The sequence below is a fragment of the Streptomyces sp. NPDC107528 genome (genome assembly GCF_055639295.1).
In genome coordinates, this window is record NZ_JBVKAV010000029.1 from 1 (window position 1) to 16,235 (window position 16,235).

Genomic DNA, 16,235 nt, shown 5'->3' on the forward strand with positions numbered 1-16,235 from the left:
GCACCCCGATACAACGTCGGCAAGACCGTCAAACGCCCCGAGACCCTCAAGGCCATCGGCAAGCCTGGCAGGTCCTGGTAGATAAAGAACAAGCTCAAGTCCGTCCGCACACGCTGCCCCGAACTCGACGCCCTGACCGGTCACGTCCGGTCCTTCGCGACCATGCTCACCGAGCGCCAGGGCGAACGCCTGCCGGACTGGCTCGACGCCGTCCGGCAGGACGACCTTCCCAGCCTCCACACTCTCGCTGCGGGCATCGACCGAGACCGCGATGCCGTCATTGCCGGCCTGACCCTGCCCTGGAACTCCGGAGTCGTCGAAGGCCACGTCAATCGGATCAAGATGCTGAAGCGTCAGATGTTCGGCCGCGCCGGCTTTGACCCCCTGCGTAAACGAGTCCTGCTGGTGTGACGTCCTAGACCGGCTCCTCGTACACATCGACCTCGGAGGGCACACGAGCAAGCAACAGCTCTAGGTGCCCCTCCATGGCGGCGACCCACTCGTCGAGGTCCGCGTCGGTGTCGTGGAAGAACCAGGAGTTGAAGCTTCCCAAGGCGTCCAGGGCGGGTTCGCACTCGTAGCGGAGTTCGCAGTGAATCTGTACGTAGTGGTCGTGCTCACCGCCGTCGTCGCTGATTTCGAACTGTCGTGTGAGGTCCACCGTGAACATCGGACGCCCGCTGAAGGCGTACGTGCAGTACTGGAAGAGCAAGCCATGCGGGTCGGGGGTGGGCGCGGTGGCAAAGCGCTGCCGCGCGAATCGCATGAAGGCCAGCCATGCAGCCCGCGTGGTCAACTCGGTCTTCGCCGATTGCTCGGCCTCCAGCTCGGCACGCAGGACATCGAGGGTTTCCTCTATCCGCGGTCTGTCGTGCACATCAGCTCTCCTCGGTTCGTGAATCAGCACCCTAACCTCGTAGGGCCGGATCAAATCCAGTCCTGACCAGCGAGGCAGCCACCTCCCGGCTCGCACGCTCAGTCACTGCTGCACGGAACCTGTGCCAGAACTCGTTCTCATGGACAGAGCCATTTTCGAGACCGTAGCCGATTCTCCAGGAGTTCGGGCGCAGTGCGAAGCCGAAGGTGGCTGCGCGCTGCTGGTGGAGGTCTGTAGCGATCCGGCCGAACCCGAGTACGTCGTCTGTCGCCCGTTCCACGACGGCCAGGGCGTACTCGCTGCGCGGGTCCGCCGTGGCTGAGGCCATGGATCGGGCGACGATCTGGCCAACCTGTTCGCGGGTACGCGGTTCGAACGAGAGGTGTTCCGTGGCCTCGCGGTGGCCTTTAGTGAGTTCGCGGAGGGCGAGGCGCTGGCTGGAACGCTGGACCGGGTACATGCCAGGTACCCGGGTCCATCTCGATGCGCTTGAGCGAGCGTCGTCTTGCCGGTGGGGTGCGTGCCGAGCACGCCGCTCCGGATGGGGTGTGAGTGGGTCACCACAAGGTTTGGTCCTTTTCTGGTTCGGGAGCACCGGGCAGGCCGGGCGGCACGGCCGCGGCGACCAGTTGGCCCCAGGTGTCGTATCGGGAGGCCATGGCGATGAGGAGCCGTGCCGTGGCAAAGGCGTCGAATGTGGCCCGATGCCGCTGCGCGGGGGCCTCGCTCAGGTCGGGCCTCACGTGCTCGATGAGAGCGTCAAGGCTGTACTTGCCCAGGTCCGGATAGGTGGCCTTGGCGAGGCGGAGAGTGTCCAGCACGCCGGCGGGCTGCCAGCTTGGGAGGTGTGCGCTCAGCACGCGGTAGTCGGTGTGGGCGTTGTGTGCGCAGATCCAGGCTGTGCCCATGAAGGTGTGCACCTGGCCCGCGATCTCTGCCCATGTCGGCTTGTCGGCCAAGTCGTCGTTGGACAGGCCGTGCACCCGGCTCGCGAAAAAGGTGACGGGGCGGCTGGGGCGGGTCAGCCATGCCTTCGCGGTGCTCTTGTCCAGGTGGCCGTCCCTGATGGGCAGTGCGGCCACCTCGACGAGGTCGGGCGGAGCGGTTCCGTTGCCTTCTACGTCGACGACGAGCAGTGCGGGCCAGGTGCTGAAGTTCATGCGGGGTCGGGTCCGTTCTCCGCCTCCCAGCCGATCCGGCTCGGCCGTGCTGGCGGTAGTGGTGGAGCTTGGCACGGTCGTGGCACTGGTAGCCGAACCCGTGCTGCAGGTAGTGGTGGGGCGGCTCGTCCAGTCCCTCGATGACGATGCACGGTCGTTGACCTTCAGCGTCGCCGGCCGCCCCGCGGACGCGCCTCGCGCTCGACGACCGTCAAGTCCGGCTTCACCCAGGCTTTCTTACAAGGACATCCCCGCAGGGCGGGGAGCAGCAAGGGGGGCAAGGTTTCACGACGGCCGGTCACGGGTGAAAGGAGGGCCCGTCGCGGATCGCTGCTGGGTTGACCTGAGTGGTCACTCTGTTCACAGTGCGGAACGTGGCCGGGCGGTGAACGGTGACACCTTCTGATCAGGATCGCTCTGCCTCGTCAAGTATTCCCGCTCCGGGTGGCGAGGCTCCGGCGTATCGTGCGATCACTCATACGCAGGGCCGCCGCGAGTTGGGTAGTTTGGTCCGTACCGCTCAAGGAACCGGCCGTGCCACTCGGCCCATCCGGGCAGCGCCGCGCGGGTTGCGAGACGGGTGAGCGCCTTGGCTGTGGTTTTGTGCGTGACTGCGGGAGTCGTTTCGATATGACTGTGGGAGTCACTGTCTGACCGAGTTTGCGATGTCAGTTTGTTTTGACGTCACTTGGGGGCTTGCGGTGGGACTGTGAGGTGTGCTCGTTCGCTGGGGGCCTCATGGGTAACTCGCAGTCGAAGGTCGAGTTGTATGCGGCGATCCGCCGAGATCACCGGATGGGCATGTCGTTGCGGGCCCTCCAGCGCACGCACAATGTGACCTGGAGGACGGTCCGGCGGGCTCTGGACGGACAGTGGCCCGAGCCGCGCAAGAGGCAGCGACGCAAGGAGTCCCGGCTCGATCCTTACAAGCCGCTGATCGATGGGATGCTGCTGGCTGACCTGGACGCCCCGCCCAAGCAGCGGCACACCGCCCAGCGCATCTATGACCGCCTCATCGAGGGCCATGGGGCCGACGACATCTCTTATTCCATGGTCCGCCTCTACGTGAAGGACCGTCGCAAGGAGATCCGTCGGCAGGCCGGAGTAGGCCCGGATGCGATGTTCGTGCCGCAGACGCATCTGCCGGGAGCGGAGGCGGAGGTCGACTTCGGCGACATTCACGTGTTGCTCGCGGGCAAGATGACCAAGGTCTATCTGTTCTCGTTACGGTTGTCCTACTCCGGCAAGGCGGTGCACCGGGTGTTCGCCTCCTGCGGCCAGGAGGCTTTCTTCGAAGGGCACGTGCACGCTTTCCGGGTGCTGGGCGGCATACCCCGAGGTCGGATCCGCTACGTCAACCTGCGGGCTGCGGTCGAGCGGGTCCTGGGCCTGGGCCGGGCCCGGGTGGAGAACGACCGCTGGACGGCCTTCCGATCGCACTGGGGCATCGATGCTTTCTACTGCCGTCCCGGCATCGAGGGCGCCCATGAGAAGGGCGGTGTTGAGGGGCAGATCGGCTACTACCGCCGCAACCACTTCGTCCCTGTCCCCGAGGTCGACTCGCTGACCGAGCTGAACGCGATTGTCGACCAGTGGGACCTGGACGACGAAGGACGCCGCTTGCGGTCGAAGACCCGCACCATCGGCGAGCACTTCGCCCAGGAACAGCCGCTGCTGCGGCCTTTACCGAGAGAGGTGTTCGAGACCGGGCGATGGTTCACTCCGCGGGTCAACCGGTTCGGCCAGGTCACCGTCCGCTGCAACTCCTACTCGGTTCCGGTCCGCTTCATCGGCCGCCAGCTGCGGGTGTTGCTACACGCCAACGACCTGGTCGTCTACGACGGCCGCACCGTGGTCGCCCACCACGAACGGCTCAGCGGCCGGGGCGAATCCCGCCTGGTCCTGGACCACTACCTGGAAGCACTCCTTCGCAAGCCGGGCGCCTTCCCCGGAGCCACCGCCCTCGAACAGGCCAAAGCCGCAGGGAAGTTCACTCCCGTCCACGAAGCCTGGTGGACCGCGGCCCGCGCCGCCCACGGCGAGGCGGCCGGCACCCGGGCCCTCATCGAGGTGCTGCTGCTGGGCCGCCATATGCAACACGAACACGTCGTTGCCGGACTCGCCGCGGCCCACCGGGCTGGCGCCCTGACCGCGGACGCGGTCGCGCTGGAGGCCCGCAAGGCCGCCGAAGGCGAGAGCTTCACCGAGCCTGCGAAGCCCCCTGCGACCCGCCCCGTCCAGCCGCAGGACGAGAGTGGCGGCACGGTCACCTTCCTGTCCGACTGCAAGCTGTCCCACCTCCCGCTCGACAACCGGCCGCTGCCGTCGGTGGGCCCACTACGACCAGCTCCTGAAACGGCACGGCCGCACGGCCGGCGGGAAAGAGGAATCATGACACGCAAGCGCGGACTGACCGAAGAAGCCGCCACCGCCTCGATCGACCAGGCATGCCGCATGCTCAGGCTGCCCTCCATCCGCCAGCAGTTCACCGACCTCGCCGAAGGCGCCGCACGCGACCAGATGTCGTATAGGGCCTTCCTCGCCGAACTGCTGATGGCTGAGTGTGACGACCGGGCCCGCCGACGCTCCGAACGCCGGATCAAGGCCGCCTCCTTCCCACGCGACAAAAGCCTGCGGGCGTTCGACTTCGACGCCAACCCCAACATCGACCCGGCCACCGTCAACACCCTCGCCACCTGCGAATGGGTCAAGAAGGGGGAGCCCCTCTGCCTGATCGGCGACTCGGGCACCGGCAAGTCCCACCTGCTGATCGCCCTGGGCACGGAGGCCGCGATGCACGGCTTCCGTGTCCGCTCCGTGCTGGCCACCAAACTCGTCAACGAACTCGTCGAAGCCGCCGACGAGAAGCAGTTGTCCAAGACGATCGCCCGCTACGGCCGTGTCGATCTTTTATGCATTGATGAACTCGGCTATATGGAGCTTGACCGCAGGGGCGCTGAGCTGCTGTTTCAGGTTCTGACCGAGCGTGAGGAGAAGAACAGCGTCGCCATCGCTTCGAACGAAAGTTTCAGCGGGTGGACAAAGACGTTCACCGACCCTCGGCTCTGCGCGGCCATCGTCGACCGGCTGACCTTCAACGGCGCCATCATCCAGACCGGTACCGAGTCATACCGCCTCGCCCACACCAAAGCCCAGGCCGAACAAGCCCAGGCCAGCTGATCGGGCGCCACACGGGTTGGCTGATCCTTCGGCTCGTCCAGCGCCGTGTCAGAGGGTCAGGTCCCAGATACGTACGACGCCATCCCGACCGGCGGTCAGGGCAACCGGGCGATCCTGCATCGTGGTGACCACTACAGCTTCAACGCTCCAATTGTGGCCGGTCAGCGGCGGCCCGACTTGTCGACCGCTGGCAAGGTCCCAAATCCGCACGGTCCCGTCCTCGCCGCCGGTCACCGCGACCGCACGGTCGCCGACCACGGCGGCATCCAAGGCGTTGATGCCGCCCTCATGACCGGTGGACGGTTCGTGGATCGGATCGCCGTCTTCGTCCCCGGACAGGTCGAATACATACACCTTTCCGGAGTCCGTGCCCGCCACGACCACCGGGCGACCGTCGAGCTGGGAGAGTGCGACGGCATATGCCCTGTCCTCGTCGTCCACATAGAACGACGCGACTTGTTCACCATTTGCCGCATCCCACACCTCTACCCCTTCTTCCCCGCCCCCAACGACCAGCGAACGGCCGTCGACGCTTGCGGTGGCTAGACCCCAGATGGAGCCGGCATCCAGCTCCACCGGAGGTTCCTCGCCGGACAGCCCCCACACCCGGACTCCGTCCCAGTGGATCCCACTACTTGCCACGAACAGCGGCGGTCCCTCGCCTTTCACCGTAGCGATGGACGAGACGTAGAGCTCGTCGGTCGGCCCGCGGAGCAACTCGCCGCTGTCCAGGTCCCAGACGGCTGCCCCTTGCTCATCCCCGCCGGCGGCCACTACCACGCGCCCGTTGGAAACGGCCACGGCCACCGAGTCGAGATCGTTCTTGGCATCCGGGTACTCGGCGCCAAGTGGGTGCTCGGCGAAGGCGTACACCAACGGCCTCTCCTGCCACTCGTCCTGCAACGGGGCCCAGCTCCACAGCGTGTAGAAGCCGGTACACACCACCAAAGGCGCCCCGTCCACCTCGACCACGGCAAGGCCGTCAATCCGGGGATTGCCAGGCGCTGCGCTACTCAGAATCAAACGCTTGTCAGACATCCGGGCAGGATAATCGGCGCGTCTGACAACCCGGAAACTAGCGGCTCCCGGACCGCCGCCAGGCGAACGAGCGCTGCGGGCGGACGAGCGCTGCGGGCGGACGGTGCCGCCATCACCCCCGCCATCGCTCCCGAAATCCCACGCGTCTACTCGACCTACTCGGCATCACCTGACGACTTGCCGGGCCCCGGCGGCCCCGCAGCCTACGCGTGACATCAAAAGTCACCGACATTGATGATGAAGCCCGCCGCAAAACGACTCCCGAAGTCATCGCGAAACGACTCCCGAAGAAACTGACACGGCCAGGCACTCCTGCTTCAGGTCGAAGCCGTGCTCCTTGAGCTTGTCGTCTCGGAAGACGTGCTTTTGGTTCGTGCGGCTCTCTTTGTCGACGACGAAGGCGACATCGCGGCCGTGATCTTTGAGGAACCGGGCGAATCGCAGCGCGCCTTCGTTGCTGCCGCCGGCCCACAGGCAGATCCCGGCGGACTGGATCGGGAAGCCAGCGTGCTTGCGGAAGAGGATGGGGAACGCGGATGTCTCGGATACGCCCTCCACGGCGACGAAGAACCGCTCGTGCAGGAGGACGCTGTTGCGGAAGCCCAGTGTTGTCGCGATCGTCGACAGATGCCGGCGCACGTCCTTATCCGCACTGTCCTCGCTCAGGACCTCCGCCCGAACCCGGCCCTCCTGGGTACGCAAGTGCACCACGGAGGAGATGTCGACTCCGTCGATCAAGTTGAGTGAGTGCGTCGCCACGATGACGCGCGCATCGGGCCGCGCGGACTGCAGTTGGAGGAGTGCCATGATGCGCCGCTGATGAGCGTAGTCGAGGTGGGTGTCGGGCTCGTCATAGACGAACAGGACATCCGACTCGGGAGTCTGCGTGGCGTCGTGCTGACCCAGAAGTTCGTTGCTGCTCTCCCACAGGGCCAGTGAGATCCGGCGCGAGCGGCCGGTGCCGGCAGACGACAGCGGGAAGCGGCGGCCCTGGGAGTCCATCACGTTCAGCTCGACGCCGACCAGCGCCGGACGCACCTGTACCTGGGGAGCCAGCTCCACCGACGGCAGGGCGCATCGCTGCGCGATGTGACTGCGGATGCTGTCGATGTCCTCTTTCAGCGATTCGGCGAGATAGTCCTCAAGATCTGTTACCCGCTTGGCCACTTCGGCGGCCCGTGTGTATTCCCGAAGCCGGGAGTTGAGCAGGCTCTGGATCACGGCCTCGGGCGCCTGGACGGAGTTTCCCTTGAAGTACACCATCGTCGGCAGGGCCGCAGCCGCCTCGGAGTCCGCCGGCACCCACGCGTCCACCTGCTTCATCTGCTGAGCCAAGGCCCTAAGCGGCTGCTCCCAGCTGCTTCTGGCATTCGCCTGCCCGACCGGCTCGACCCCCGTGAGCGGCCGCGAGCTCCTTCAACCCCGGTAGCTTCACCGCCGCCAGGTCACGCAGTTGAGGGTCCTGGCAGACACGGCGATGGACTTCCAGGAACATGCCGGCCTCCGGCCGGAAACGCCGCCGAATTCGTACTTGCTCAGGCAACTCGAGACGCAGCTGCTCCTCGGCACTGAGGCTGAAACTGCCCGTTACGACCGTCTGGGACACACGGGCGTGCGGGGCGGCTGCGTCACCCCCCGGCTCCTGGAGATCGCCGTCGCCGACGTAAGTGAGATCGTGCTCGCTCAGAGCTGTTCCGTGCAGCAGGAAATTCAGCGCATCCAGAAGAGCGGTCTTCCCGCCTTCGTTCCGCCCGGTCAGAATCGTCTGGGAAAGGACCGGAACCCCGGCGACGTCCGCAAGGCAGCGAAAGCCCTCGACGGAAACGGAACAGATCTGCACGCGTGCCTCAACTCGACAACGATGGACGGGACCTGGGTGGAACGACGGGTGCGTCAGCCCGAGACACGGCGGTAGACGTAGCGGCCCTTGACGGAGCGGGCCAGGAAACCACCCTTGCTGGGAGCCGCCATCAAGGCCGTGTGCACGTCCGCAGGCACGTCGTCGTAGCGGTACACCCCTCCGCTGTGAAAGGCGACTTCAAGCACACGCTCCTGCTGGCTGTAGCCCACTGACCGGACATGCGAGGAGCGAACCTGCTCGTGTAACAAGACGCCTCCTGCGGCCAATGTTTCAGGCGTTGCGTGATCGACCGATAATAGCGCCGCCCGGGCGGAGTTGGCAGAAAACGCCCGCCTTCAACCCGTCCTGGCGCTTGAGACGAATGCACAGCGGCTCATCAGGCGTTGGCGCAAAGATCTGGCCGTTTGCTCGTCAACGGCACACAGCCACGGGCGCTCACCGCGCCGAGGACGCTGCCTGCACCGCCAGTTGCTGGAGCTGCGCCAGGTCGCGGGGGTGCCGGAGACGGTGAGCGTGCTGCGGGTATTCGACGTGGCGGTGTGGATGGGGCACCGGGCGGAGGGGCACGCCTGTCCTCGCTGACGTCGGCAGCGAAGGTGCCCTTCTGGCGTTCTGGCGTGTGAGGGTGACGGACTTTACCAACCGTCACTGACGTGTGTGGGACGTTCGCGTGGAGTGGTCTGCGGGTGCGGGGGAGGGGTGTGGACTGCGGACTGAGGTGCCGCTGCTGGGGCGGTTCCCGGTTCGGAGGGGGCGGCGTGCGGGTGGGTGGTCGGCTGGTCGTGGGCGAGTTACGGGTGCAGAGATCGGCCGCGGGGACGGCCGGGTCTGTTACACGGTCGTGGATACCGACTGCACGCTGGTGGCGGAGGCGGACGGGTTCCTGCGTACATGCGCGGCGGGTACGGACCGTACGTACGCGTATGTGCTAGTGGATCATCTGCGCTGGCTCCGCTTTGCGGGCCTGACGGTGGAGTCGGTGTCGCTTGACGATCTGCGGCACTACATGGCAGCTCTCGGAGCGCATTACCCGGGGCCGTTCGGTCTGCCGTGGCGGGAAGGCAAGCGCCCCTACGGACACAGCGCACTGAAGACCGCAGCAGCCTGCCTGAAGGGCTTCTACCTCCACCTGGGCATACGGGGAGTGAACCCGTCGCTGGCCGAGGCGCTGCGGACAACACGACTGCCCACGCAGGCGGACCGGCGCCGGGCGATGCTCGGACACGTCAGCATGCCCGCGAACCCCCTGGCTCCGGCCGAGCAGGTCCGCCGGCATCCGAAGATGCTGCCCGAGGGAGCCAGAGAAGCCCTGCTGGGGGCGGTGTCGTGCGCGCGGGACCGGATGGTGGTCACGTGGCTGGCCGACGGCGGCTTCCGGATCGGGGAACTGTGCGGGCTGCGGCTGGTCGACCTGCACCTGCGTGAGCAAGCCACATGCGGTCAATGCCGGGGACCGCATGTGCACATCTGCCACCGCGAGGACAACCACAACCGGGCCCGGGCCAAGACGAAAACACCCTGGACCTCGCAGGACGGCACGGTGTGCGGCGGGACGGTGCGCCGGGTGAGCCCGGCGATGATCCACACCTACTTCGAGTACATCACCACCCAGTACCCCGCCCAGCCTGTTCACGGCATGCTCCTGGTCAGCCTGCACGGCCCCTCCCGAAGCCAGCCGTGGACCACCGCAGCGGCCCGCGGCATGCTGCGCCGGGCCGCCGCCCGTGTGGAGATCGGCCGGGTGGTCCCGCACGCCTTCCGGCACAGCTTCGCCACCGCGGTGCTGGACGCCGCACGGGGCAACGCGGTAATCGCACGGGAGGCCGGCGGCTGGGCCTCGGCCGCGACCGTCGAGCAGGTCTACGGCCATGTCGACGTCCACGACCCGGTTTTCACTGCGGCGCTGGAGCAGGTGTGGGGGACACAGCCGTGATCCCGCTGACGCTGTTGCCCGGCCGCACCGATACCACCCGCATCGGCCGCGACCGGCTCGAACTGCTCACGGCCCTGATCGATGCCCCCGCTTTCGATCCGCTCTATCGCGACACGCTGATCAGGATCCCGCCTCAGCACCCGGTCTATGGCTGGGAATGCTCCATCGACGGCTGCGGGCGCTCTCGTCAGGTAAGCCAGGTCATCTGCGAGTCCCATCACCAGCTGTGGGCTCAGGTTCAGGCATCCGGAATGACCAGAGCTGACTTCCTGCGCACCGCCGAGCCGCTCCCTGCTGCCCGGGGTATCGATCACGGTCCCTGCCGGATCTGCCCGCAACGGCCGGCCACCACGGCCGCGCTCCGGCTGTGCAGCCAGCACTACGCACGCTGGCAACACCATGCCGGCACTGCACGGGCCGAAGAAAAAGCATTCCAGCAGTGGCTGGGCACACAAGCCCCGCTGGCGGGATACGGCAACTGTCAGGCGGTGTGCCCTCTGTTGGCCTCCTCCTCGCTGGGGCTGTGCCGTCAGCATGAGAACCGCTATCAGGGACAAGGCCGCCCCGGGGGAGCCGAAGTCGATACCTCAGCCCACGGCAGGGGGCGGCACGGCAGACGCCTGCCGGTGACCTACAAGGACGAAGTCGTCTTCCGCACCTGGTGCGCACGTGCGCTCCCCGTCACCCAGCCCGGACTGATCAACCTGCATGGCCTGCCTCCACTGCTCGCCGCAGAGATTAAGTGGGGCCTGAACGCCCATGCACGAGTTGAACAACGCTCGACCTGGGACCTCAACGGCATCAAGAACCTGATCAACCACTGCTGGCGCGGGCGATTCACCTCCCTGAGCGACCTCGACGGCGAGGGCTACCAGGGCCTGACCCGCAGGCAGTTCGACTCCATGGTGCGCCAGATCTGCTGGGAGACCGTCAACGGCCTGCGCTGCGTCTACTACAGCCCCTCGGACACCAAGGACGCCGGCTTCCTGGAGACCGATCATTTCGGACGGCGCTTCAAGAACGCCCAGAGTCACTTCGACATCACCGCCGTACCGCAGCGGTGGTTGCGCGACCTGCTCTGGGACCATCTCGCCGAGTGGCTCCGATCCCCGCAGTGCCCCCGCACCCGAGGTCCCTTCGACCAGATGCGCCGCGCCGCTGTCGAACTGGGCGTCTTCCTCGAAAACGATGCCCCCGACGCTGGCCACGACCCCACCGTGCTGCGCCGTGAGCACGCCGAACGGTTCGTCGCCGACCAGCGCCACCGCGCCCGCCACGGCCTGCCGTCCCTGGGCATGGTCCTGGTCGACGGACGACCCCCCACCGTCACCGACCTGAGCTGCCAGTTCGTCTTCAACGGGGACGCAAGCTGCTCTACAGCGCCATCACCGCCGGCCACGCCGAACGCCTCGGCATCGACACCGGCTTCCTGACCGCCATTCCCTTCGGCGGCACCGGCATCAAGCAGCGTTCCCGCGACCCCTTCAGCGACGACGTCGCCCGCGCGCTGACCGACGAGACCAACCTGCGCCGTCTGGAGGAACTCGACCTCAACGACCGGGGTTTGCGGGACATCTGGGAGACCATCGTCGCCACCGGTCGCCGTTGCAGCGAGGTCGTCGGACTGCGGCTGGACTGCATCGGCCGCTACCGCGGTCTGGCCATGCTGTGGCACGACCAGACCAAGGTCGGCAACTACAACGAGGGCATCCGCATCCCCGAGCCCGTCTACCAGTGCCTCGATGCCCGCCGCACCAAGACACTCCAGCTCTTCGAAAAACGCTACGGCCGCGTTCCCACAGCTGCTGAACGTCCCGGCCTGGCTTTGTTCCCCTCCCGCATCCGCAACCCCAACGGCCGGCAGCCGATCTCCTACGGACACTTCAACCAGCGCTTCAAGACCTGGATCGACGGTCTCGACCTCGGCGGCGCGTACGTCGCCCACCAGGCCCGCCACACCCTGGCCACCAACCTGCTGCGCGCCGGCGCCACGCTCACCCACATCCGCCGCTACCTCGGCCAGCGCTCCGAACGCATGGCCGAGCACTACGTGAAGATCACCAACAGCGACCTCGAAGACGTCCTGAACACCGTCTGGGTAGCCGGGCCCGGCGCACCCCACCCCGGCAAACTCCTCTCCGGCGACACCACCCCAATGGACCGCGACACAGCCCTCGCCCTGGCCCTGGACCTCTCCCGCCGCAGCACTCCCACCGACGGAGGGTTCTGCACCTACCAACCCGTCGTCGACGGCGGATCCTGCCCCTGGAAACTCGACTGCGAGAACTGCGACAACTTCGTCCTCTCCGGCGCAGACCTCCTCTACTGGCGCCGCAAAGCCGAACAATGGCGCTCCATCGCCGAGAACGCCCCCGACGATGCCACCGCCGACTACCTCCACACCGTCTTCGAGCCCACCGCCCAGGCCATCAAAGGACTCGAGCAGGCACTGGCCGCCCTCGGCATCCTCGACGAAGCCCTCACCCTCGACCTGCGACGCCCACAGGACTACTTCCACCGCACCTGGAGCACCGCTTTCCGCGCCCGAGACCTCGCAGCACTGCCAGCCCCCGACGACACCACAGGGCAGCCATGAAGACTGCCCGCACCGACGCGGCCGTACAGGCCCGCCGCCAAACCACCCACGAAATGCTTCAACGCCTCCAGACCGCCCTGACGGCTATGGCGCGCGACCATACCCCTGTCACCGTCGCAGCCGTTGCCCGTACCGCCCGCGTCTCACGAACCTTCCTCTACCAAAACCAGCAAGCCAGAGCCCTTGTGGAGCAAGCCACCCGCACAAACAGCTCTCACCCCGAACTCTCCAACAGCCGCAACCACACGCAGCCGACACAACCTGCCTGGAGAGAACGCGCCCTCAATGCCGAAGAGGCACTTGCCCAGACACAGCGCGAAATCCTCACTCAGCGCACCCACATCGCAGCGCTCCTCGGCAAGATCCGCGACCTTGAACACGATCTCCCCGAAGGCTCACTTCAGCGGATCGTCACCGAGAACACCAGCCTGAAGCAGCAAGCAAGACAGCTCACCCAGGACAACCAACGCCTCCAAGACCGTCTGGCCAGCGCCCGCCAGAACAACCGCTTCCTGGACAAACGCGTCGCAGATCTTGAAGCCCAACTCGCGCCCTACCTCACCGCCCCACCTCCGCCGCCGTGACCCAGCCGCAGTGCAACGCCGGCTGCAAACGGCGCGCTTCCTCGTTCGCCGTCACACCCAGTCAATGCCGAGGTTGGCGAGCGCTGCGAGTCTGTCGGGAGCGAGCTTCGTCCTGCGGGTCTTCTGGTTCATGATCCATACCCCAAGCCGGACCTCGGTGCCATCTTCCAGCTGCTCTGTATGGCCTCTGGGGACCGTCAGGGAGCCCTCCCGAGCCTTGTACTGCGCCAGGGCCGCCACGCCCCGCTCGAAGGCCCCCACGGGCGTGGTGGACGGTTTCGCGGGCGTTTCCGGCTCCGGGGCGGGCGGCGTGACGCCGAGCTGCTCCAAGCGCTCGCGCTGCCCGTCGTGAAGTGCCTGCCAGACCTCCGGTTTCCGCTGCCGGGCCAGCCACTTCCCGATGTCCATGCCGTGGACCGTGAGGCCAGGAAGAACGTCTGCCTGGCCCTCTTCGTCGGCGACCAGCTCCCGCAGCGCCGCGTAGTGGCGTTGCCATTCGGCCGGCCACGCCGGGTTCCAGTCCTCATCGACCTCGCGCAGTGCCCTCTCCCATTCGGGGCGTCCGTCCAGCGCACCGGGCCGCCTCAAATTTGCGAGCCACATCCCCAACGGCCGGTCCAGCATGCTCGCGGAGCGGGGCGCGCACAGCGTCCAATGCTGCTCGTAGTAGGCCTTGGCGGCTTCGAGGTTCTCCTGGAAGCGTTCATCGGCCAGGGACCAGACCATGCCGAGTTGTTCGAGCCGTCGGGCGCGCTGGCCGGTCATCTGTCCGGCTGTGTAGGCGCGTCGTTGTTCTGCGACCCATTGTCCAAGTGGTGTCGCGCCCTCGCGGTGTCCGTAGGGCACGCGGGCGTTCCCGACCCGCTCGACGTACGCCTTCAGCTTCGCCCAGGCTCGGGCCCAGTCTTGGCGTTCGGTGTCGATCACGTTGAAGGAGACCCAGTCGGCGACCATCACGGGATCCCTGGGGGCGGCGAAACGGAGCAGCAACCGTGATTCGGCTTCGCCTTCCTCGGGCGGCGTGCCGATGTTCACGGACGGTTGGGCGACGTCCCTCTGAGGCTCCTGTGGAATGGCGAGCAGCTCGACGGCTTCTTCATCGTGAGCGCGCAGACCTTCCAAGACTTTCACCAACGGGCGATACGACCCCGAGGTGAACATATCCTCGGGCATTTCTCCGGGCTGGAGGAAGACCGGCACGATCAGGGAGGCGAGTTTGCCCTGTCCGGGCTTCTGTCGGAGTGCCCGGCCGATGGCCTGGACGATGTCGTGCGGCGCGCCCTTGGGGTCCAGTAGAGCAACAGAGTCCACCGCGCGGATGTCGACGCCCTCGCCCAGGACCCGGCAGTTGGAGACCACGGCGCGCTGCGCCGTGGTCCCGAACGAGCCGAGAACCTCCTGCCGGTGCTCAGGGACGTGCTCGCCGCACAGCCAGTCGGCCCAGATCCGCTTCGGGTACGTCTCGGGCTGATCCGCGTGCAGCTTCGCAGCCACCCGCTCCAGACCCTCCGCGTACGCCTGTGCCTCGATGGTGCGGTGGTGGAAGGTGATGCACGTCGACAGGTTGTGCTGCGCCATCGTGTGCAGGAGCGCGGCCTGCAAGGCTCCGAGCCGCTGACCGCGCACCTCTTCGCTGCGCCGCTCCTCACCCATCAGCCGTTCCGGAATGACGACCGGATCCTTCAGCTCCAAGACGATGATCTGATACCGCGCCAGCAAGCCCCGGGAGACGGCAGAGGCGAGCGAGAGCTTGTAGAGGACGGGCCCGAAGACGGTCTCGTCGTCCATGGACGCTGCCATCTCTCGCGGCAGCGGGTCACGGACTCCTTCGGCGATCTCCCGGTTGAGCCGCTCTTCCCAGATCCTCGGTGTGGCCGTCAGGTACAGCCGGCGTGCTGCCGGGATGACGCTCTGATCGTGGATGGCCGCCCAGGCCTTACCCATCGAGCCACTTGTCCTGTGGGCCTCATCAACCACCGCGAGGTCTACTCGATCAAGCTTCTGACCGTAGGCGCCCTCGAAAGCCTCCGCCAGAACCCCCAGGGACGCGTAGGTGGCGTAGATGGTCACCGGCCCCCGCCCGTGCCACAGCGCCAACTGGATCGGGTTCGTCGTGGAGCGCACCTTCAACGACCACAGCTCCGGATCGTCCTGGAGCGAACACACCGCAACCGCCGGCCCCTTGTGCCCGGCCTCGTGCCACGCCCTCACCGTCTGCGCCAGCAGATCCAGCGTCGGCACCAACACGAGCACACGCCCCCGGGGCACAAGCCGCCTCGCCGACGCCGCCGCCATGATGGTCTTCCCCGTCCCACACGCCGCGTGCACCTGCCCACGAAGACCATTCCAGGGAATACCACCCGGCGGAACATCAAGACCGCGCACAATGGCGGCAACGGCCTCGATCTGGTGATCACGCAGCTTCACGGCCATGCCCCGTGTTCTCCTTTTCGCGGAATGCAGCGCGTAATAACAAATGGAATCCAGGCGCAGGTGCGCGACGGTAGGGGTGTAGCATCTGATCCCAGACTCTACACAGCCACAACTCGTGATGCATCACCCACACACAAACTTCGTTCCCGAGAGTGGTCCATGACTCAATCCCACCCACGAACGGTCGGTTGTCCTGTATGCTGACAGGCCATTGGTGAGCATGTCGGGACAGGTAGACGGTGGGGGAGTGGTTCAGGGTGGAGCGCAGCGGAACCCCCGTCATTACAACGAGGCCGGCACCCCGTCAGGCCGACGGTTCGTCACATCCGTTCAGGGGTGGTAGCTGGGAACCCCAAGCCCTACACAGACCCGCGCGTGATGCACCCACCCCTTACTGCCAGCCCCAGGAATCCCGCTTGCGGGATTCCATCAATTCGCGCTTGCGCGAATTGATACGCATTCAGAATTCCGCTTGCGGAATTCGGTTACCGCGCTTGCGCGGGAACCTGGCGGAGCGTCAGCAGCGCCGTTCCCTATGCAGCGCGCCAGCGCTGCATATCCCGCTCCGCGGGG

14 protein-coding genes and 2 pseudogenes are annotated in these 16,235 nt (G+C 66.5%); 8 read left to right on the top strand and 8 right to left on the bottom strand.

The genetic code is table 11. From position 1 onward, the window contains the following. Positions 1-93 precede the first annotated feature (93 nt). Positions 94-411 (top strand): annotated as a pseudogene (locus tag ACZ7L5_RS45070) (transposase); the annotation flags it as partial. Between the two features lie 4 nt (positions 412-415). On the opposite strand, the gene ACZ7L5_RS45075 reads toward ACZ7L5_RS45070, so the two are convergent. The 3 genes from ACZ7L5_RS45075 to ACZ7L5_RS45085 form a co-directional block, all read right to left on the bottom strand. Further along, complete coding sequence (locus tag ACZ7L5_RS45075; RefSeq protein ID WP_471524927.1) at positions 416-877, bottom strand: hypothetical protein; 462 nt, start codon at positions 875-877, stop codon at positions 416-418. 31 nt (positions 878-908) lie between these two features. After that, positions 909-1,337 carry a GNAT family N-acetyltransferase gene (locus ACZ7L5_RS45080; protein ID WP_471524928.1) on the bottom strand — a complete coding sequence of 143 codons (429 nt, stop codon included), beginning with the start codon at positions 1,335-1,337 and terminating at the stop codon, positions 909-911. Between the two features lie 97 nt (positions 1,338-1,434). Then, positions 1,435-2,037 carry a 3'-5' exonuclease gene (locus tag ACZ7L5_RS45085; protein ID WP_471524930.1) on the bottom strand — a complete coding sequence of 201 codons (603 nt, stop codon included), beginning with the start codon at positions 2,035-2,037 and terminating at the stop codon, positions 1,435-1,437. 738 nt (positions 2,038-2,775) lie between these two features. On the opposite strand from ACZ7L5_RS45085, the pseudogene istA reads away from it, so the two are divergent. Then, positions 2,776-4,432 (top strand): annotated as a pseudogene (istA, locus tag ACZ7L5_RS45090) (IS21 family transposase). Continuing rightward, entirely contained in the window at positions 4,429-5,217 is a 789-nt protein-coding gene (gene istB / locus ACZ7L5_RS45095; protein WP_471524932.1) for an IS21-like element helper ATPase IstB, read from the top strand. Before istA ends, istB begins: the two are co-directional and overlap by 4 nt. A gap of 48 nt (positions 5,218-5,265) precedes the next feature. On the opposite strand, the gene ACZ7L5_RS45100 is transcribed toward istB, so the two are convergent. The 4 genes from ACZ7L5_RS45100 to ACZ7L5_RS45115 all read right to left on the bottom strand — a co-directional run bounded on the left by ACZ7L5_RS45100 (position 5,266) and on the right by ACZ7L5_RS45115 (position 8,382). Beyond that, positions 5,266-6,255 carry a WD40 repeat domain-containing protein gene (locus ACZ7L5_RS45100; RefSeq protein WP_471524934.1) on the bottom strand — a complete coding sequence of 330 codons (990 nt, stop codon included), beginning with the start codon at positions 6,253-6,255 and terminating at the stop codon, positions 5,266-5,268. Positions 6,256-6,522: 267 nt separating this feature from the next. Next, positions 6,523-7,578 carry an ATP-dependent nuclease gene (locus ACZ7L5_RS45105; protein WP_471524936.1) on the bottom strand — a complete coding sequence of 352 codons (1,056 nt, stop codon included), beginning with the start codon at positions 7,576-7,578 and terminating at the stop codon, positions 6,523-6,525. 16 nt (positions 7,579-7,594) lie between these two features. Continuing rightward, entirely contained in the window at positions 7,595-8,095 is a 501-nt protein-coding gene (locus ACZ7L5_RS45110; RefSeq protein ID WP_471524938.1) for an AAA family ATPase, read from the bottom strand. A gap of 53 nt (positions 8,096-8,148) precedes the next feature. Further along, a complete protein-coding gene (locus tag ACZ7L5_RS45115; protein WP_471524940.1) occupies positions 8,149-8,382 on the bottom strand; it encodes a KTSC domain-containing protein in 234 nt (77 codons plus the stop codon). 49 nt (positions 8,383-8,431) lie between these two features. Between ACZ7L5_RS45115 and ACZ7L5_RS45120 the strand changes: the two genes are divergently transcribed. The 5 genes from ACZ7L5_RS45120 to ACZ7L5_RS45140 all read left to right on the top strand — a co-directional run bounded on the left by ACZ7L5_RS45120 (position 8,432) and on the right by ACZ7L5_RS45140 (position 13,229). Further along, positions 8,432-8,698, top strand: a complete 267-nt coding sequence (locus tag ACZ7L5_RS45120) for a DUF6308 family protein (protein ID WP_471524942.1) — start codon at positions 8,432-8,434, stop codon at positions 8,696-8,698. 259 nt (positions 8,699-8,957) lie between these two features. Next, a complete protein-coding gene (locus tag ACZ7L5_RS45125) occupies positions 8,958-10,049 on the top strand; it encodes a tyrosine-type recombinase/integrase (RefSeq protein ID WP_471524944.1) in 1,092 nt (363 codons plus the stop codon). Continuing rightward, positions 10,046-11,482: a hypothetical protein gene (locus ACZ7L5_RS45130; RefSeq protein WP_471524945.1), complete on the top strand. Its 1,437-nt coding sequence runs from the start codon at positions 10,046-10,048 to the stop codon at positions 11,480-11,482. The genes ACZ7L5_RS45125 and ACZ7L5_RS45130 overlap by 4 nt, the downstream gene beginning before the upstream one ends. A 131-nt stretch (positions 11,483-11,613) precedes the next feature. Then, the gene (locus ACZ7L5_RS45135; protein WP_471524947.1) at positions 11,614-12,645 is read left to right on the top strand and encodes a tyrosine-type recombinase/integrase; all 1,032 of its coding nucleotides are present in this window, start codon (positions 11,614-11,616) and stop codon (positions 12,643-12,645) included. Continuing rightward, positions 12,642-13,229: a DUF6262 family protein gene (locus ACZ7L5_RS45140; protein ID WP_471524949.1), complete on the top strand. Its 588-nt coding sequence runs from the start codon at positions 12,642-12,644 to the stop codon at positions 13,227-13,229. Before ACZ7L5_RS45135 ends, ACZ7L5_RS45140 begins: the two co-directional genes overlap by 4 nt. 51 nt (positions 13,230-13,280) lie before the next feature. Here ACZ7L5_RS45140 and ACZ7L5_RS45145 read toward each other — a convergent pair whose 3' ends face one another. Further along, positions 13,281-15,662 (bottom strand): helicase associated domain-containing protein, encoded by a 2,382-nt coding sequence (locus ACZ7L5_RS45145; RefSeq protein ID WP_471524951.1) that lies wholly within the window; start codon positions 15,660-15,662, stop codon positions 13,281-13,283. Positions 15,663-16,235 lie beyond the last annotated feature (573 nt).